We start from the raw sequence: 16634 nt of genomic DNA, 5'->3' as shown, positions 1-16634 counted from the left end.
CTGACCACCCCGACCCTAGCGGCCCCACCCGACACCCCTCGCCCCCCGGGGCCCGGGGAGGTCCACGTTCCACTCGGCGGGCAGGTCGGCGTCGCAGAACACGCACACGTGGTGCCCGTCGCGGACGATCCCGCACCGCCCGCACTCCGGGCAGCGGCGGAACACCAGCCCGTCGGTGAAGCCGCCCGGGCGCGGCAGGCCGATCCGGTCGAGGGCGGCGGCGACGGCGGGCCAGGAGGCGAGGTCCGGGCAGTAGCCGGTGGACTGGTTGCTGACGGTCGCGACCTCCCAGCCGCCCGCCGCCTCCTGGAAGCCGATCTCCCCGGCGCCCATCACCGGCTCCCCGCCCGCGCAGGCCACGTGCTCGCTGCGGCGCGGGGCGAGCCGCAGCGCACCGGCGAGGTCGACGACGAAGGTGAACGGCTCCTCCCCGATGCCGGTCCCGGCGCCGGTCCCCGCCGCCCAGGCCGCGAACCCGCCCGCCGTCCGCACCGGGACGCCGGGCGGGCCGCCGGCCTCCCGCACCTCCGGCGGCCCGACGTACCGGTAGGCCCGCCCGAACCCCTCCTCGACCTCCGCCGCGATGCCCCGCTCGGCCAGCCGCACCCGCCAGAACGCCATCTCCACCGCGGTTCCGGCCAGGCCGAACTCCCCAAGTTCGTCGAGGAGTTCGCGCGCTTGCCGGAGCGAAACCCCGGCGCCCGCGCGCAACACCCGCAGCACCGGCACCGGATCGGCGAGCGGGGCCGCGAGCCGCAGCCGCGCCGGGCCGTGGGCGGCCAGCAGCGCCTCCCGCACCTCCCGCGGCGCCGCCTCGGGCCCGGAGTGCTCGCACATCCGGGTGTCGCAGGCCGGGCAGGCGAACTCGGCATCCCACGCCAACTCCCGCCCACCGTCCAGGAACTGCCCGACACTGCGCACGGCCTCACCCCCGCACCCGCCGCACCGGACACCCACCCGCACCCCTTGCTCCACACCCACCCCCACCTCTGCCTCAACCCCCGCACCCGCCACGCCGGACGCCCTGATCCGCCGGGGCGCGGCCCCGCCCCGCCGCAGGCACGCCGAACGGGCCCGGCCGAACGAGCCCCCACCTTGCCTCACCCGCCCACCTCGGGGCGCGCGGTTTTGCTCCGCACGCCCTCAACACGGCACGCTGCCCCGAGTCGGCCGACAAGCGGCCGCTCGCCCTTCCCGCCTCGGGGAGCGGGGAGCCGCCGCTGGGCCCGTCCGCCTCGCTCGCCTCCCGCCGTGATGAACGTCCTCCGGTGCCGCTCGCGCCGCCCGTCCCGCTTCATGCGGCGCCGCCCCCCGCCTCCCGAGGAAGTGCCGCCGTAGATCGTCCTTGTGACCACCCTCGGGTGGGGGAGGCGCGGCGGGTGGGAGGGTGGTGGCTTCGTTCAGGGGACATCGAGGAAAGAGGGCTCCCACATGGCCGTCATTCACCGGACCACGCTCAGGCCCACGAAGCTGGAGCTGCTCACCGCCTGGTTGCCGTCGCGGCCGTGGTACGTCGGTGAGGGCGGGGCGGAGTTGGTGAAGACCGGGGGGTTCCGGTTGGACGATCCGGCGGGGGAGGTGGGGATCGAGTTCATGGTGGTGACGGACGTCTCCGGGGGCGGGGCGGTGGACTACCTGGTGCCGTTGACGTACCGGGGGGCTCCGCTGGAGGGGGCGGAGGGCGCGCTGGTGGGGACGACGGAGCACGGGACGCTGGGGCGGCGCTGGGCGTACGACGGGTGCTACGACCCGGTGCTGGTGGGCGAGTTGGCCGCGCTGCTGGAGGGCCGGACGCAGGCGCAGGACCAGAACACCAGTGACGCGGTGGACGAGGAGGTCGCCCGGGTCTACGACGGCCCCGCCCTGACCGGGGCCGTCGTGGTCGCGGAAGACGAGGCGGGCACCGAGCTGCGCGCCGAGGACGGCACGGTCCTGCGCCTGCACCGGGCCCTGGCGGCCGGGGCCGTCGAGGCGGGGGCCGGTCACCTCGCCGGTGCCTGGCAGCGGCAGGACGGCACCCGCGCCAGGGGCCCGTTCGTCACGCTGGCCTAGGCCACCCCGGGTCCGCCGGCCTCCCGGGCGGCGGACTCGACGCGGGCGTGGTGCGCCCGCCACCAGTCGGCGTCGCCCGGGGCGGTGTTGATGCCGTCCGGGCGCTGTCCGACGGCGCCGTCGACGAGTTCGCGCACGAGGTCGGCGTGCCCGGCGTGCCGGTGGGTCTCGGCGATCATGTGGACGAGGACCCGGTGGAGGGTCTGCTCGGGCCGGTCGCCGAAGGGGAGCTTCCCGACCGCGTCGAGCGGCAGTTCCTCGATGACGGCGTCGGAGTGCGCCCAGACCCGCCGGTAGCGCCCGACGATCTCCTCGGTGCTCTCGTCCGCGCGGGCCCACAGGTCGGCGTTGGGCTCGACCTCGCCGGTGAACCAGACGGGGGCGGGTTCGCCGAGGGGGCGCCCGAACGTGTCGGCGAAGTACAGGACTTCGGCTCCGGTGACGTGCTTGACGAGGCCCAGCAGGTTGGTGCCGGTGGGGGTCAGGGGGCGGCGGAGGTCGTACTCGGAGAGACCGTCGAGCTTCCACAGCAGGACGTCGCGGGCGTCCTGGAGGTAGATGCGCAGGTCCGTCTTCTCATCGGTGATGGCCATGCGGATCAGTCTGCTGATCGCACTGGTCACGTCCACCGGTTTTGCCCCGGCCCCGGCCCCGGCCGGCCTCGCGGTAGATGCCGGTGCGGCGGCTGAGGTCGGCCTGGCCGGCGGAGCCGACCTCGACGGGTAGAGGGGCCCGGATTCCCCCTCCGCACGGTGTTCGCCGAGGTCACGGGCACCGAGAGTGACGAACGGGGTCGACGAGTCGGACTTGAATCTTTGCGAACTAATGTTCGATCCTGGGGCTGTGCCCGTTTTCGAATCTGTTTTCGAATCCACCGTCGAGCGTCCGCCGCTCCGACCGGTGGCACCCCCGGCTGCCCGGGTGCCGGGGGAGGGGCCCGACCGTGCCAGGGGCCTCGTCCCGGTGCCCTCCGCGCTGCGCGACCTCTTCCCGGACGGCGGGCTGCGGCGCGGCACGGCCGTGTCCGTGGCGGGCGGGGACACCGGGCTGCTGCTGGCCCTGGCCGCCGGGGTGCGGGAGACCGAGGGCGGCTGGGCGGCGGCCGTCGGCCTGCCCGACCTCGGCCTGGCCGCCGCCGGCGGGTACGGGCTGGACCTGCGCCGCCTGCTGCTCGCCGACGACCCGGGGCCGCACTGGCCCGAGGTGGTGTCGGTGCTGGCCGGAGCGGTCGACCTGATCATGCTGCGCCCGGGAGGCCCCGTCCCGCCCAAGCTGGCTGCCCGGCTGGCGGCGGTGCTGCGCCGCAGCGGCTGCGTGCTGCTGGTGGCCGGGCCGTGGCCGGGCGCGGTGCTGCGGCTGGGGGTGCGCTCCGGGCGCTGGTTCGGGCTGGGGGACGGCCACGGGCAGCTCGTCGGGCGCCGGGTGGAGGTCGTGGCCGAGGGCCGGGGCTCGGCGGTGCGCGGCCGGGAGGCCCGGCTCTGGCTACCGGACGAGCACGGCGCGGCCCGCCCGTACGAGGAGCGGTCCGCAGACCGGCACCAGCCGGAACAGCGGCGCCCGGACCAGCAGCCCGTCGCGGCGGTGGTCTGAGATGCCCGACGACCGAATGCCCGATGACCGAACCCCCAGGGTGCTGGCGGTCTGGTGCCCGGACTGGCCGGTGGCGGCCGTCACCGGCGCGGCGGCCTCCGACGCCCCGATCGCGGTGACCGAGGGCGGCCGCGTCCTCGCCTGCTCGGCGGGCGCCCGGGCGGCCGGGGTCCGGCAGGGGCAGCGGCTCAAGCTGGCCCAGCGGCTCTGCCCCGAGCTGGAGCTGCGCGACCGTGACCCGGAGGCGGAAGCCCGCCGCTTCGAGCCGGTGGTCGCGGCGGTGGAGGCGTTCACCCCTCGGGTGGAGGTGGTCCGCCCGGGCCTGTGCGCCATCCCGGTGAAGGGCCCCGGCCGCTACTTCGGCGGCGAGGAGGCGCTGGCGGCCCTGGTCGGCGCGGCGGTGGCGGACGCCCTCGGGCGCCCGCCCGTCCCGGACGCCGTCCCCGGCGCGGTGCTGACCGTCCCCGGCGCGGTGCTGCCCGACACGGAGGAGACCCCCGCCACCCCCCATGCCCGGATCGGCGTCGCCGACGGCCTCTTCGCCGCCGTGCTCGCCGCCCGCGCCGCCGTCCTGGTGCCGCCCGGCCGCACGGCGGAGTTCCTCGCCCCCTACCCGGTGAGCGCCCTGGGCGAGGAGGCCCCGGCCGAGTTGCTGGAGCGGCTCGGCCTGTCCACCGTCGGCGCCTTCGCCGCCCTGCCGCCCGAGTCGGTCGCGGACCGCTTCGGTCCGTCCGGCACGGCCGCCCACCGGCTGGCCCGCGGCCTGCAGCCCCGCCCGCTCGTCCCGCGCGAGGAGGAGCCCGACCTCGCCGTCGAGCAGCGCTTCGACCCGCCCGAGGCCCTGGCCGAGCCGCTGGTCTTCGTCGCCCGCACCCTCGCCGAGCGCCTCCACCAGCGCCTCGCCGGCGCGGGGCTCACCTGCCGCCGGGTGGCCGTCGAGGTCGCCTGCGCGGACGGGCGGACGGCCTCCCGGCTCTGGCGGCACGAGGGGCGGTTGTCGGCGACGGCGCTCGCCGAACGGGTCCGCTGGCAGCTCCAGGCCTGGCAGGGCGCGGGCACCTTCACCGACACCCCCGCGACGGACGCGGGCTTCACCCTCCTGCGCCTCGCCCCCGACGGCCTCTCCCCGGACCAGGGCCGCCAACTGGCCCTGTGGGGCCAGGCCGTGGCCGACGACCGGGTGGAGCGCGCCGTCGCCCGGGTGCAGGCGGTGCTCGGGCACGCCGGGTTGCGCCGGATCGAGCCGGCCGGCGGCCGGGGCCCCGAGGAGCAGGCCGTCCGGGTGCCCTGGGGCGAGCCGTACGAGCGCGCCGCCGAGGCCGACGCGCCCTGGCCCGGGCGGCTGCCGGACCTCTGGCCGGCCGTGGTGCTGCGCGAGCCCGCGCCCGTACGGGTGCTGGACGAGGCGGGGCAGGCGGTCACCGTGGACGGCCGGGCGGGGGTGTCCGGCCGCCCGGCCCGGGTCCTGGTCGGGGGCCGGGAGGAGCGGGTGACGGGCTGGACCGGCCCCTGGCCGGCCGTCGAACGCTGGTGGGACCAGTCGCTCGCCCGCCGCCGGGCCCGCTTCCAGGTCGTCCTGGACGGCGGCCGGGCGCTGCTGCTCACCGTGGAGGGGGGTGCGTGGCACCTGGAGGCGGACTACGACTGACCGGCCGGCAAGGGGGGAGCACGACCAGCACAACCAGCACCACCAGCACGAGCACGCACGAAGGCACCCCCGATGGGCTTCACCAGCCACCCCACCCTCCCCTGGAGCGAACTGCACCGCCGCCTGACCGGCACCGGCGGCGGCAGCACCACACCCGAGCGCCCGGTCGTCGTCCCCCTGCACCGCCCCGCCGAGAAGCCCGTCGAGAAGCCCGCCGAGAAGCACTCCGAGAAGCCCCCCACCCCCGACAGCGAACCCTGGGCCGAACTGCACGTCCACTCCGCCTTCAGCTTCCTCGACGGCGCCAGCGATCCGGAGGCCCTGGCCGCCGAGGCCGCCCGCCTCGGCGTGGAGACCCTCGCGATCACCGACCACGACGGCCTCTACGGCGCCGTCCGCCTCGCCGAGGCCGCCCGGGGCACGGGCGTGGCCACCGCCTTCGGCGCCGAACTGACGATCCGTCATGGCGACGCCACCGAACACCTGCTGGTCCTCGCCCGCGACCCCTCCGGCTACCGCCGCCTCTCCGCCGCGATCGCCTCCGCCCACCTGTCCGGCGGAGCCAAGGGCCGCCCCGCGTACGACGTCGCCGCCCTCGCCGACGCCCACGGCGGCCACTGGGCGGTGCTCACCGGCTGCCGCCTCGGCCGCGTCCCGGCCGCACTGCCCGACGAGCGCGGGGCCGAGCGCCAACTCCACACCCTCACCGAGGCCTTCGGCCGTGAGAACGTCCACGTCGAACTGATCGACCAGTGGCTCCCCGGCGACGACCGCCGCAACGACGCCCTCGCCGCCCTCGCCGCTCGTCAGAAGTTGACCACCGTCGCCTCCACCAACGCCCACCACGCCGCCCCCGCCCAGGGCCGCCTCGCCCAGAGCCTCGCCGCCCTGCACGACCGCCGCACCCTCCAGGACGCGGCGGGCTGGACCAGCGCCGCCGGCACCGCCCACCTGCGCTCCGGCCGCGAGATGGCCGCCCGCCTGGCCCGCTTCCCCGGCGTCCAGCGGGCCACCGCCGAACTCGGCCGCGCCTGCGCCTTCGACTTCGCCCGCCTCGACCCCGAACTGCCCGGCTACCCCGTCCCCGAGGGCGAGACCGAGATCAGCCACCTGCGCGCCCTGGTCGCGGCCGGAGGCCCGCCGCGCTTCGGCCCCGGCAACGCCGCCGCCCGCCGCCAGCTCGCCAAGGAGCTCGACGTCATCGAGGACCTCGACCTGGCCGGCTACTTCCTGATCGTCCACGACATCGTCGACTTCTGCCGCCGCGAGGACATCTGGTGCCAGGGCCGGGGCTCCGCCGCCAACTCGGCGGTCTGCTACGCCCTCGGGATCACCGCCGTCGACCCGATCCACTACAGGCTGCTCTTCGAGCGCTTCCTCTCCACCGCCCGCGACGGGCCGCCCGACATCGACCTGGACATCGAGAACCGCCGCCGCGAGGAGGTCATCCAGTACGTCTACCGCCGCTACGGCCGCGACCACGCCGCCCAGGTCGCCAACGTGATCACCTACCGCCCCCGGCTGGCCATCCGCGACGCCGCCCGGGTGCTCGGCTACCCCCAGGGCCAGGTCGACGCCTTCAGCCGGCAGACCGACTTCCGCTCCGCCCCCGGCGCGGACGCCGTCATCCCCGCCGACGTCCTCTCCCTCGCCACCCAACTCCACGGCCTGCCACGCCACCTGGGCATCCACTCGGGCGGCATGGTGCTCACCCGCGAGCCGATCGGCGAGATCTGCCCCACCGAGTGGGCCCGGATGCCGGGGCGCTCCGTCCTCCAGTGGGACAAGGAGTCCACCGCCGGCGCCGGGCTGGTGAAGATCGACCTGCTCGGCCTCGGCATGCTCGCCGCCCTCCACGACGCCTGCGACCTGATCGCCGAACACCACGGCCCGCGCTACGACTTGGCCACCATCCCGGCCGACGACGCCGGCGTGTACACGATGCTGCGCCGCGCCGACACCGTCGGCGTCTTCCAGGTCGAGTCCCGCGCCCAGATGGCCACCCTGCCCCGCCTCAAGCCCGACCACTTCTACGACCTGGTCGTCGAGGTCGCCCTCATCCGCCCCGGCCCCATCCAGGGCGGCTCCGTCCACCCCTACCTGCGCCGCCGCGCCGGAGTCGAACCGGCGGGCTGCCCGCACCCGCTGATGGAGAACGCCCTCGGCAAGACCCTCGGAGTGCCGCTGTTCCAGGAGCAGATGATGCAACTCGCCATCGACTGCGCCGGGTTCACCCCCGCCGAGGCCGACCGGCTGCGCCAGGCCATGGGCGCCAAGCGCTCCCACGAACGCGTCGCCCGGCTGCGCGAGCGGCTGCTGGGCGGCATGGCCGAGCGCGGCATCCCCGCCGAGGTCGCCGAGGACGTCTACGGCAAGATCGAGGCCTTCTCCAACTACGGCTTCCCGGAGAGCCACGCGATCAGCTTCGCCCACCTGGTGTACATCAGCGCCTGGCTCAAGTACCACTACCCGGCGGCCTTCACCTGCGCCCTGCTCGCCAACCAGCCGATGGGCTTCTACTCCCCGCTCAGCCTCGTCTCGGACGTACGGCGCCACGGCGTCCGGGTGCGCGGGGTGGACGTCAACGCCAGCGACCCGCGCCCCACCCTGGAGCCGTACCGGGGCCCCGTCCCCACCCCGCCGCTCACCGCGGGGAAGCCCCAGCCCGCCATCCGGCTCGGCCTGTTGACCGTCCGCGGCATCGGGGCCCCGCAGGCCGAGGCGATCGCCGCCGGCCGGCCCTACGCCGACCTGGAGGACTTCGCCCGCCGCACCGGCCTGCCCGCCCCCGCCCTGGAGGCGCTCGCCACCGCCGGCGCCTTCGACTGCTTCGGACTGGCGCGACGTCAGGCCCTGTGGTCAGCAGGCGCTTTCGCCGGTACGTCGTCGGCCGACCTGCTGCCCGGCACCACCCCCGGCGCCGAGGCCCCCGACCTGCCCGGCATGAGCCCGATCGAGGAGACCATCGCCGACCTCTGGGCCACCGGCACCTCCGCCACCAGCCACCCCCTCCAGCACCTGCGCGCCCACCTCGACCGCGGCGGCGCCGTCTCCGCCGCCCAACTCCCCGACGTGCCACCGGGAACGGCCGTGGTCGTCGGCGGCCTCGTCACCCACCGGCAGCGCCCGCCCACCGCCGGGGGAGTGCTCTTCCTCAGCCTGGAGGACGAGACCGGCCTGATCAACGTGATCTGCAACCGCCCGGTCTGGGAGTCCCAGCGCCGTACGGCCCTCGACCGCGCCGGCCTCCTCGTCCACGGCCACGTCGAGCGCGACCGGGGCGCCACCAACCTGATCGCCACCCGGCTCACCCCGCTGCGCCTCGGGCCCTGAACGGGCTCTGCCCCCAGCGAATCTGCGGCGGGCAGAGAAGCCTCCCGGTCCGACCGCACGGCGCCGACAGTGGAGGGGAAGGCCCAACTCATCGATCGGGAGGCCCCCATGCCCACCACCCTCGCGCCCCGGGCGGAGGAGGGCGACACCCCGCCCAGCCGCTTCGACGACCACCTCGCGGCGAACCTGCTCGCCCAGCGGATCGTCCTGCTCGGCACCCAGGTCGACGACGTGTCGGCCAACCGGGTCTGCGCCCAGCTGCTGCTGCTCTCCGCGGAGGACCCGCGCACCGACATCAGCCTGTACATCAACAGCCCCGGCGGGTCCGTCACTTCGGGCCTGGCCATCTACGACACCATGCGGCTGATCCCCAACGACGTCTCCACCCTCGCGATGGGGTTCGCCGCCAGCATGGGCCAGTTCCTGCTCAGCGTGGGCGCCGCGGGCAAGCGGTTCGCCCTGCCCAACGCGCGGATCATGATGCACCAGCCCTCGGCGGGCATCGGCGGCAGTGCCGCGGACATCGAGATCCAGGCGGAGAACCTGGAGTTCACCAAGCGGTCCATCGAGCGGATCACCGCCGAGCACACCGGCCAGAGCGAGGAGACGATCCGCCGCGACGGCGACCGGGACCGCTGGTTCACGGCCGAACAGGCCCGGGAGTACGGGATCGTGGACAAGGTGGTCGAGTCGCTCACCGACATCCGCCCGGCCTCCTCGCGCCCGCGAATGGGGCTGTGACATGGGCTCCTACACCGTCCCGTACGTCATCGAGCGCACGGCGCAGGGCGAGCGCTCCTACGACGTGTTCAGCCGGCTGCTCAACGAGCGGATCATCTTCCTCGGCACCGAGATCGACGACGGCGTCGCCAACGTCGTCATCGCCCAGCTCCTCCACCTGGAGGCCGCGAACCCCGAGCGGGAGATCTCGATCTACCTCAACTCGCCCGGCGGGTCGTTCACTTCGCTGATGGCGATCTACGACACGCTCGCCTTCGTGCAGTGCCCGATCTCCACCTTCTGCGTCGGCCAGGCGGCCTCCACGGCGGCCGTGCTCCTCGCGGGCGGAGACCCCGGGCGGCGGTTCGTGCTCCAGCACGCCCGGGTGCTCCTCGGCCAGCCCGCCAGCGGCGGCCGGCGCGGGACGGTCTCCGACCTCAGCCTCGCCGCCAAGGAGATGGTGCGCATCCGCTCCCAGGTGGAGGAGGTCCTCTCCCGGCACACGCACCACGACGCGGCGACGCTGCGCGCGGACATGGACCGGGACAAGATCCTCACCGCCGAGGAGGCCGTCGCCTACGGCCTCGCCGACGAGGTGCTGACCCGCCGCCTGGCGTTCGCCGGTTGAACGTGGAGGGCTGAGCTACGCGGCCAGGCAGAGTCCGTCGCCGCGGCCCACCCGGCTCGAGGAGGCCTGGGTACGGGAGTGACGGGTCAACTCCCGCGAGGCGAGCGAGAGGAGGTCGCCCAAGCCCAGCCCGAGGGCCTGGGCCGCGGCCGCGAGGACTTCGGAGGAGGCCTCCTTGCGGCCGCGCTCCAGCTCCGACAGGTACGGCATCGAGATCCGGGCCTCCTCCGCGACGTCCTTCAACGTCCGCTCCTGGGCCAGCCGTTCGCGTCGCAGCACGTCCCCGACGAGGTCGCGCCAGAGCGGCTCGCGACGGGCGGGCGGCCGCGGGGCCTCCTTCGGCCGCAGCGGGATGACACGGGCTTCCTTGGGCGCATCGGTGCTCACCCCTCCAGCCTAGGCACCCGGGCCGCCAGGGGAAGGGCCCGACGTTCTGCCCTCGGAGAAGTCTCTCCCTCAGGAGGAGGGGCCCGAAGCCTCCCGCCCCTTCCCCGGAGGCCCGGCGAACACCTGGGCGAGGGGCAGCCAGGCGGTGGCGACGGGCCCGGTGGCCGTCAGGGCGAGGTCGTCGCGGTGGCGGCGCTGGGTGACCAGCAGGCACAGGTCCAGGGCGGGCCCGGCCACCACGTCCGTCGCCCCGGCGGGGCCGAACGTCCACAACCCGCCGTCCGGGGCGGTGAGTTCGAGCCGCACGGGTTGCTCCGGCACGGGCAGGCCGTGCAGGGCGAAGGCGAAGCCGAGGGTGCGCAGCGCGAGGTGGGCGATGTGCCGCAGGCGGTCGGTGGGCTCCCGGGCGAGGCCGAGCGCGTCCGCGACGTCCTGCCCGTGCGCCCAGGTCTCCATCAGCCGGGCCGTCGCCATCGAGGCGGGCTTCATCGGCGGGCCGAACCAGGGCAGCCGCTCGTCCGCCGGGGCCGCCGTCAGGGCCGCCGCGACGGCCTCCCGCCCGGCCCGCCACCGCTCCAGCAGCACCGCCGGCGCCGCGGCCGCGCCCTCCCTCGCGCCCGCCTCCACCGGGTCCTCCACCGGGTCCTCCACGGGGTCCTCCGCCGGGTTCTCCGTGGAGGTCCACGACCCGATCGCCGCCCGGAACCCCTCCGGATCGCGGGCCGCGAGCAGCGTCCAGTCGTCCGTCCAGGCCAGGTGGGCGATCTGGTGCGCCACCGTCCACCCCTCGGCGGGCGTGGCCAGCGCCCAGCCCTCCTCCGTGAGCCCCGCGACCAGGGCGTCCACCACGGCGCTCTCCGCCGCCAGGTCCGCCACCAGCCCGGCCACCACGTCTTCTGCCGCCATCACCGCTCCTCGTCCTCAGCCGTCACCGCGCCGATACTCCTACCCACCGGTAGCCCACTGCCAGTCCCTCCCGCCAGGTCGTGCACGACGGACGGGACCGGCGGAAACGCCCGCGCCGGGGTCCTCGCCACCGCCCGTACCGCGTGTGACAATTCCGCGATGACAAGGGCCCGCCACCGGACCTCCGCCACCCCCACCGCGAAAGCCGTCAACGCCGCGAAAGCCGTCAACGCCGCGAACGCCGACGACGCGGTGGACGCGGCCGCCGCCGAGCTGGTGCGCGCCGCCGTGCTGGGGGACCTCGCGCGCCGGGTGGTGGCCCAGTGCGGGGTGGACGTCGGCCTGGTCGGGGTCCCCGAGGCCGTCCCCGACGGCGGCATGGTGCTGCGCCACTGGGCCGGCACCCGCGCCGACCTGCTGCACGACCGCCCCGTCCCGATCGGTACGGGCCTCGGCGGCCGGGCCCTGGCCGAACGCGCGCCCACCTGGGTGCCGGACTACCGCGCCGCCACGACCATCTCCCACGACCACGACGCCGCCGTCACCGCCGAGGGCCTGTTCGCGATGCTCACCGTCCCCCTGCTGGACGCCACCGGTACGGTGCACGGCGTGGTGTACGCCTCCCTGCGCGACGTGGTGCCCTTCGGGGACGTGCGGATCTCCGCGGTCGGCACCCTCGTCCGGACGGCGACCAGGGCGCTGGAGGGCGCCGCCCGCTGGAGCAGGCCCCGCAAGGCGGCGCCCGCCCTCACCCCGCGCGAGCACGAGGTGCTGCGCTGGGCGGCGACCGGCCGGACGAACCCGGAGATCGCCGCCCACCTGGGCCTGACCTGCAACACCGTGACGGGCTACCTCAAGTCCGCGATGCACAAGCTCGGTGTGCGCAACCGCACCGAACTCGCCCTCGCCGCGCGGGAGTCGGGCCTGCTCAGTTGACCTGCCGGTCCCGCCCGGCCCAATAGGCCTCGCGCAGCACGAACTTCTGCAGCTTCCCGGTCGCCGTGCGCGGCAGCGCGTCCCGGAACTCCACCGAGGTCGGCGACTTGTAGCCGGCCAGCCGCTCCTTGCAGTGCGCGATCAACTCGGCCTCGGTGACGCCCTCGCGGCCCTCCCGGAGCACGACAAGCGCCTTGACCGTCTCGCCCCACTTCTCGTGCGGCACCCCGATCACCGCGGCCTCGGCCACGGCGGGGTGGGCGTAGAGGCAGTCCTCGACCTCGATCGAGGAGACGTTCTCCCCGCCGCTGATGATGACGTCCTTCTTCCGGTCGGAGATGGTCAGCCGCCCCTCCTCCAGGACGCCGCCGTCCCCGGTGTGGAACCACCCGTCCCGCAGCGCCTCGGCGCTGGCCTCGGGCTGCTGCCAGTAGCCGTCCAGCACGGTGTTGGAGCGCACCAGCACCTCGCCGGAGGCGTCGACCTTCAGCCGGGTGCCGAGCGCGGGGGAGCCGGCCTGGACGAGCTTCTCGGCCCGCTCGCCGGCCGGAAGGTCGTCCCACTCGGCGCGCGAGCGGTTGACGGTGACGATCGGGGAGGTCTCCGTCAGTCCGTACAACTGCATGAACTCCCAGCCGAGTTGCTCCTCGACCTGCTGCACCACGGAGGTGGGCGGCGGGGCGCCGGCCACGATCATCCGCACCTTGTCCCGGCCGGGCACGGGCCCGTCCCAGTCGGCGGCGGCGTCGAGGACCATCTGCACCACGGCGGGCGCCCCGGACAGGAAGGTCACCCCGTGCCGCTCGACGCGGCGCAGGATCTCCGCGCCGTCGACCTTGCGCAGCACGATGTGCCGAGCGCCGAGCCCGGTGAGGGAGAACGGCAGGCCCCAGCCGTTGGCGTGGAACATCGGCAGGGTGTGCAGGTACACGTCCCGGTCGCTCGCGCCGTAGTGCAGGGCCATCGTCGTGGCGTTCAACCACAGGTTGCGGTGGGTGAGTTGGACGCCCTTGGGGCGGGCGGTGGTGCCGCTGGTGTAGTTGATGGTGGCGGTGTCGTTCTCACCGACGGCGTACCGGCGGGGCGTGCCCTCGAAGTCGTACAGCACCGCGTCGCTGTCCGCGCCGAGCACGAACTTGTGCTTGGCCACCACCCCGCCCAGCGCGTCGGCGAGTTCGGGGTCGACGAGCAGGACGGAAGCGCCGCTCTGCTCGACGATGTACGACACCTCCTCGGCCCTGAGCCGGAAGTTGACGGGCACCAGCACCCGCCCGTACCCGCTCACCCCGAAGAAGGCGGTGAGCAGCCGCGCCGAGTTGTGCGACACGATCGCGACCCGCTCGCCGGGCCCGACGCCCAGCCGGTCCAGCCCGGCGGCCTGCGCCCGCGCCAGTTCGGCCACCCGGCCGTACGAGAGCTCGCCCCAGGATTCGGCCGGCTGCACCGGTTCGTCGACGATGCCGACCCGGTCGCCGTAGACCAGCTCGGCCCGGTCGAGGAAGTCCATCACGGAGAGTGGAATCTGCATGCGCCCACTGTTCCCCGTGCGAGCCCCCGCGCACACCCCCGATCGGGGGTGTCGTCCTCGGTGTCCACCGCCGCGAGAGCCGCGGCCAAGCGGTCCCGGGCCTCGGTCTGGGCCGCGACGCGCTCCTCCAGCACGGCGAGCCTCCTGCGGGCGATCCGCAGCGCCTCCTCGGAGGGCGGCCGGGCGAGCACGTCCCCGTCCAGGCAGCCGAGGAACGGCCGGACGTCCTCCAGGGTGAGCCCGGCGGCCAGCAGCGCCCGGATGTTGCGCACCCGCAGGACGGCCGACTCCTCGTACTCGCGGTAGCCGTTGGCCGCCCGCGCGGAGCCGATCAGCCCGGCCTGCTCGTAGTGCCGCAGCGCCCGGGCCGTACTGCCCGACCGCCGTGCCAGTTCCCCGATCCGCACCCGGCCCCGCCCCCGCCCCCGCGTCAGGACACCAGCGCGCCCCCGTCGACGGACAACACTACGCCGGTCACGAAGGAGGCCTGCGGCGAGGCGAGTCGGGCGATCGCCCAGGCGACCTCCCCGGGCCTCCCGACCCGCCCGAGCGGGGTGTGGTCGAGCTGCCACGCGCGCACGGCCGCGCGCTGCTCGGGGGTGTAGCCGGAGTGGTCGGCGATGGGCGTGTCGATCGCGCCGGGCGCCACCGCCACCACCCGGATCCCGCGCGGCGCCAGCTCCACCGCCCAGCTGCGGGTGACCGTCTCCAGCGCGGCCTTGCTCGCCGCGTACACCGAGTTGGACGGCCAGCCGCGCTGCCCGACCGCCGTGCTGACGTTGACGACCACGCCCCGGCTCGCCTCCAGGGCCGGCAGCGCGGCCTGCCCGAGCAGCACCGGCGCGACCAGGTTGGTGGCGAGGAGCGCCTCCACCCCGGCCCGGTCGTAGTCGCCGACCCGCTGTCCGCTCCTCACGATCCCGGCGTTGTTGACCAGGACGTCCAGCCGCCCGAACCGCTCCAGCGCCGCCCCGACGACGGTCTCCGGCGCGTCCGGCCCGGTCACGTCCGCGACCAGCGGCTCGATCAGCCCCGGGTGCGCGGCCGCCGTCCGCGCCAGCGGCTCCGGCCGCCGCCCGACCGCCAGCACCCGCGCCCCCTCGGCCGCGAACGCCCACGCCGTCTCCTGGCCGATCCCCGTGCCGGCCCCGGTGACCACCACGACCCGGCCCTGCTCCGTACTCTCGTCGTTCTCGCTCATGCTGTTCTCGCTCATGCCGCCACTGTCCGACCCTGCCGCCAACGGCAGGGTCAAGCGGATTGAGTAGGGTCACGTCCGTCAGCTCGCCGATTCCGTGGGGGAGAACCGTCATGAGCGACCACCAGGGCGTGCCGGTACGGGCGTTGCCCGTCGCCGAGGGCCTGCTGCTGCGGCCCTTCGAGGAGGCCGACCTGCCCGCGCTGATCGAGGCCCACCGGGACGAGACGCTGCGCCACTTCACCCGCCGGCCCGTCGACGACGCCGAGTCGGCGTCGCGCTGGCTGGCCCGGCAGCGCGAGGGCTGGGCGGCGGGCAGCCGGTACTCCTATGCCGTCCTTGACGCAGCCGTTCCCGACACCGCCGGGGCGGAACTGCTCGGCAACGTGGCGCTCAAGTGCGGCCCCCTCCCGTCGGTGGCCGAGGTCGGCTACTGGACGGCCGCCCCGGCGCGCGGCCGGGGCGTCGCGCCCCGCGCGGTGGAGGTGCTCACGGCCTGGGCGTTCGAGACCTTCGCCGCCTCCGGCCTGGAGCGGATCGACCTGCTGCACCAGGTGGACAACGAGGCCTCCTGCCGGGTGGCGGAGAAGTGCGGCTACCGCTTCGAGGAGGTGCTGTCGGCCCTGCCGCCGGACTACCCGCTGGACGGCCACCGGCATGCCAGGAAAAGGCTGGACGCACCGCAACACCGCAGGCCAGAGTAGCCGCATGGCTTCTCTGGTACGACACGTGACGATCGACTGCGCCGACCCCTTCGCCCTCGCGACCTTCTGGGCGAAGGCCCTGGACGGCTCCCTCGCGGAGGACGACGAGGAGGGTGACCCGATGGCCGTGGTGGAGTCGGCCGGCGCCTCGCTGCTCTTCATCCGGGTGCCCGACACCAAGTCGGTGAAGAACCGGGTGCACCTCGACCTCCAGCCGCAGGGCCGCACCCGCGACGAGGAGGTCGAGCACCTGCTGGCCCTGGGCGCCACCGTGGTGGGGGACCACCGCCGCCCGGACGGCACGGGCTGGGTCACCCTCGCCGACCCGGAGGGCAACGAGTTCTGCGTCGAGCGCAGCGGGCCCGAGCGCGTCGCCACCGGCGGCGCGTAGGCGCTACTCCTGGGGCCACTCGCCCCTGGCCGCCCGCCAGTTCCACGAGGTCCTGCGCGGGCGGCCCTCGAGTTCCCCGCGTCCGGTGCACCAGAGCAGGACCTCTGCGGCCTCGCCGCCCGGTGCGTCGGGGAAGAGCCGGTCGAGCACGAAGGCGCACAGGTCGGCGGGCGGCTGCCAGGCCAGGTCCAGCCCCCGGGTGATGTCGTGGGTGTGCAGCAGCGTCTCGGCGACGCCCATCGCGGCGAAGCCGGGCGGGTCGCAGGGCCCGTGGTGGTACGCGCGCAGCTCCGGCGGGGCCGCGTCGAGGACGGTGGCGAGCAGCTGCCCGGCCGCGCGGACCACGGTGAGCACCTGGGCCGGGTCGGCCTCGGGCTCCACGGTGAGGTCGAACCGCAGGTAGCGGTCCCGGGGGCGGGCGGCGACCTGGCCGGCGTAGGCGAGCAGGTCGTGGGCGATGTGGGCGGCGGTCTCGTGGCAGCTCCACTCCAGCGGTCCGGCGGGGCGGTCCCAGTCGTGGTCCCCGGCGTGCGGGGTGAGCACCTCCAGGGAGGCGTCGAGGGCGGTTCGTACGGCGTCGCCGTTGCGCACGGTCACTCCAGTTCGAGATCGA

Annotated in this window: 17 protein-coding genes and 1 pseudogene; 10 read left to right on the top strand and 8 right to left on the bottom strand. The window is 75.3% G+C overall.

Features of this window, described 5'->3' with window-relative positions; all coding sequences use genetic code 11:
• Nucleotides 1-15: 15 nt before the first annotated feature.
• Complete coding sequence (locus ACIRRS_RS05925; RefSeq protein ID WP_402965662.1) at nt 16-921, bottom strand: hypothetical protein; 906 nt, start codon at nt 919-921, stop codon at nt 16-18.
• A gap of 510 nt (nt 922-1431) precedes the next feature.
• On the opposite strand from ACIRRS_RS05925, the gene ACIRRS_RS05920 reads away from it, so the two are divergent.
• Complete coding sequence (locus tag ACIRRS_RS05920; protein ID WP_402965659.1) at nt 1432-2052, top strand: 1,4-alpha-glucan branching protein; 621 nt, start codon at nt 1432-1434, stop codon at nt 2050-2052.
• On the opposite strand, the gene ACIRRS_RS05915 is transcribed toward ACIRRS_RS05920, so the two are convergent.
• Nucleotides 2049-2645, bottom strand: a complete 597-nt coding sequence (locus tag ACIRRS_RS05915; protein ID WP_402965656.1) for a DinB family protein — start codon at nt 2643-2645, stop codon at nt 2049-2051. The two genes, ACIRRS_RS05920 and ACIRRS_RS05915, sit on opposite strands and share 4 nt — an antisense overlap.
• On the opposite strand from ACIRRS_RS05915, the gene ACIRRS_RS05910 reads away from it, so the two are divergent.
• From ACIRRS_RS05910 to ACIRRS_RS05885, 6 genes are all read left to right on the top strand, one after another.
• Entirely contained in the window at nt 2644-2778 is a 135-nt protein-coding gene (locus ACIRRS_RS05910; protein ID WP_402965653.1) for a hypothetical protein, read from the top strand. The genes ACIRRS_RS05915 and ACIRRS_RS05910 overlap by 2 nt on opposite strands.
• A gap of 174 nt (nt 2779-2952) precedes the next feature.
• The gene (locus tag ACIRRS_RS05905; RefSeq protein WP_402965650.1) at nt 2953-3642 is read left to right on the top strand and encodes a hypothetical protein; all 690 of its coding nucleotides are present in this window, start codon (nt 2953-2955) and stop codon (nt 3640-3642) included.
• A 16-nt stretch (nt 3643-3658) separates the two neighbouring features.
• Nucleotides 3659-5290, top strand: a complete 1632-nt coding sequence (locus ACIRRS_RS05900; protein ID WP_402965647.1) for a DNA polymerase Y family protein — start codon at nt 3659-3661, stop codon at nt 5288-5290.
• A 72-nt stretch (nt 5291-5362) separates the two neighbouring features.
• Entirely contained in the window at nt 5363-8623 is a 3261-nt protein-coding gene (locus ACIRRS_RS05895) for an error-prone DNA polymerase (protein ID WP_402965644.1), read from the top strand.
• A 108-nt stretch (nt 8624-8731) separates the two neighbouring features.
• Complete coding sequence (locus ACIRRS_RS05890) at nt 8732-9364, top strand: ATP-dependent Clp protease proteolytic subunit (protein WP_402965641.1); 633 nt, start codon at nt 8732-8734, stop codon at nt 9362-9364.
• A gap of 1 nt (nt 9365) precedes the next feature.
• Entirely contained in the window at nt 9366-9971 is a 606-nt protein-coding gene (locus ACIRRS_RS05885; protein WP_402965638.1) for a ClpP family protease, read from the top strand.
• 15 nt (nt 9972-9986) lie between these two features.
• Here the strand turns inward: ACIRRS_RS05885 and ACIRRS_RS05880 are convergent, their stop codons facing one another.
• The gene (locus tag ACIRRS_RS05880) at nt 9987-10358 is read right to left on the bottom strand and encodes a helix-turn-helix domain-containing protein (protein ID WP_402965635.1); all 372 of its coding nucleotides are present in this window, start codon (nt 10356-10358) and stop codon (nt 9987-9989) included.
• Nucleotides 10359-10427: 69 nt separating this feature from the next.
• Nucleotides 10428-11264: a TIGR03084 family metal-binding protein gene (locus tag ACIRRS_RS05875; RefSeq protein ID WP_402965632.1), complete on the bottom strand. Its 837-nt coding sequence runs from the start codon at nt 11262-11264 to the stop codon at nt 10428-10430.
• A gap of 159 nt (nt 11265-11423) precedes the next feature.
• Between ACIRRS_RS05875 and ACIRRS_RS05870 the strand changes: the two genes are divergently transcribed.
• On the top strand, nt 11424-12200 hold the full coding sequence (locus ACIRRS_RS05870) for a LuxR C-terminal-related transcriptional regulator (protein ID WP_402965629.1): 777 nt from the start codon (nt 11424-11426) through the stop codon (nt 12198-12200).
• Here the strand turns inward: ACIRRS_RS05870 and ACIRRS_RS05865 are convergent.
• Genes ACIRRS_RS05865 through ACIRRS_RS05855 form a run of 3 tightly spaced genes read right to left on the bottom strand, consistent with a single transcriptional unit; the run spans nt 12193 to nt 14944 of the window.
• A complete protein-coding gene (locus ACIRRS_RS05865; RefSeq protein WP_402965626.1) occupies nt 12193-13728 on the bottom strand; it encodes an AMP-binding protein in 1536 nt (511 codons plus the stop codon). The two genes, ACIRRS_RS05870 and ACIRRS_RS05865, sit on opposite strands and share 8 nt — an antisense overlap.
• Nucleotides 13707-14135, bottom strand: a complete 429-nt coding sequence (locus ACIRRS_RS05860; protein WP_402965623.1) for a MerR family transcriptional regulator — start codon at nt 14133-14135, stop codon at nt 13707-13709. Before ACIRRS_RS05860 ends, ACIRRS_RS05865 begins: the two co-directional genes overlap by 22 nt.
• A 23-nt stretch (nt 14136-14158) precedes the next feature.
• On the bottom strand, nt 14159-14944 hold the full coding sequence (locus ACIRRS_RS05855) for an SDR family NAD(P)-dependent oxidoreductase (protein WP_402965620.1): 786 nt from the start codon (nt 14942-14944) through the stop codon (nt 14159-14161).
• 95 nt (nt 14945-15039) lie between these two features.
• On the opposite strand from ACIRRS_RS05855, the gene ACIRRS_RS05850 reads away from it, so the two are divergent.
• Together ACIRRS_RS05850 and ACIRRS_RS05845 are read left to right on the top strand one after the other, a co-directional pair.
• Nucleotides 15040-15630 (top strand): GNAT family N-acetyltransferase, encoded by a 591-nt coding sequence (locus tag ACIRRS_RS05850; RefSeq protein WP_402965617.1) that lies wholly within the window; start codon nt 15040-15042, stop codon nt 15628-15630.
• Nucleotides 15631-15634: 4 nt separating this feature from the next.
• Nucleotides 15635-16018: pseudogene (locus ACIRRS_RS05845) on the top strand (VOC family protein); the annotation flags it as partial.
• Between the two features lie 6 nt (nt 16019-16024).
• Here ACIRRS_RS05845 and ACIRRS_RS05840 read toward each other — a convergent pair.
• Entirely contained in the window at nt 16025-16612 is a 588-nt protein-coding gene (locus ACIRRS_RS05840; RefSeq protein ID WP_402965614.1) for a maleylpyruvate isomerase N-terminal domain-containing protein, read from the bottom strand.
• Nucleotides 16613-16634 lie beyond the last annotated feature (22 nt).

It is taken from the genome of Kitasatospora sp. NPDC101183, from assembly GCF_044767945.1.
In the GTDB taxonomy this organism is placed as follows: Bacteria; Actinomycetota; Actinomycetes; order Streptomycetales; family Streptomycetaceae; genus Kitasatospora.
Note: the sequence above shows the minus strand (reverse complement) of the source record. Positions and strands in the feature narration are given on the sequence as shown.

Coding starts and splice junctions, on each gene's coding strand:
- ACIRRS_RS05920 (WP_402965659.1), top strand. CDS start 1,432: ATGGCCGTCATTCACCGGACCACGCTCAGGCCCACGAAGCTGGAGCTG.
- ACIRRS_RS05910 (WP_402965653.1), top strand. CDS start 2,644: ATGCGGATCAGTCTGCTGATCGCACTGGTCACGTCCACCGGTTTTGCC.
- ACIRRS_RS05915 (WP_402965656.1), bottom strand. CDS start 2,645: ATGGCCATCACCGATGAGAAGACGGACCTGCGCATCTACCTCCAGGAC.
- ACIRRS_RS05900 (WP_402965647.1), top strand. CDS start 3,659: ATGCCCGATGACCGAACCCCCAGGGTGCTGGCGGTCTGGTGCCCGGAC.
- ACIRRS_RS05895 (WP_402965644.1), top strand. CDS start 5,363: ATGGGCTTCACCAGCCACCCCACCCTCCCCTGGAGCGAACTGCACCGC.
- ACIRRS_RS05890 (WP_402965641.1), top strand. CDS start 8,732: ATGCCCACCACCCTCGCGCCCCGGGCGGAGGAGGGCGACACCCCGCCC.
- ACIRRS_RS05885 (WP_402965638.1), top strand. CDS start 9,366: ATGGGCTCCTACACCGTCCCGTACGTCATCGAGCGCACGGCGCAGGGC.
- ACIRRS_RS05875 (WP_402965632.1), bottom strand. CDS start 11,264: ATGGCGGCAGAAGACGTGGTGGCCGGGCTGGTGGCGGACCTGGCGGCG.
- ACIRRS_RS05870 (WP_402965629.1), top strand. CDS start 11,424: ATGACAAGGGCCCGCCACCGGACCTCCGCCACCCCCACCGCGAAAGCC.
- ACIRRS_RS05865 (WP_402965626.1), bottom strand. CDS start 13,728: ATGCAGATTCCACTCTCCGTGATGGACTTCCTCGACCGGGCCGAGCTG.
- ACIRRS_RS05855 (WP_402965620.1), bottom strand. CDS start 14,944: ATGAGCGAGAACAGCATGAGCGAGAACGACGAGAGTACGGAGCAGGGC.
- ACIRRS_RS05850 (WP_402965617.1), top strand. CDS start 15,040: ATGAGCGACCACCAGGGCGTGCCGGTACGGGCGTTGCCCGTCGCCGAG.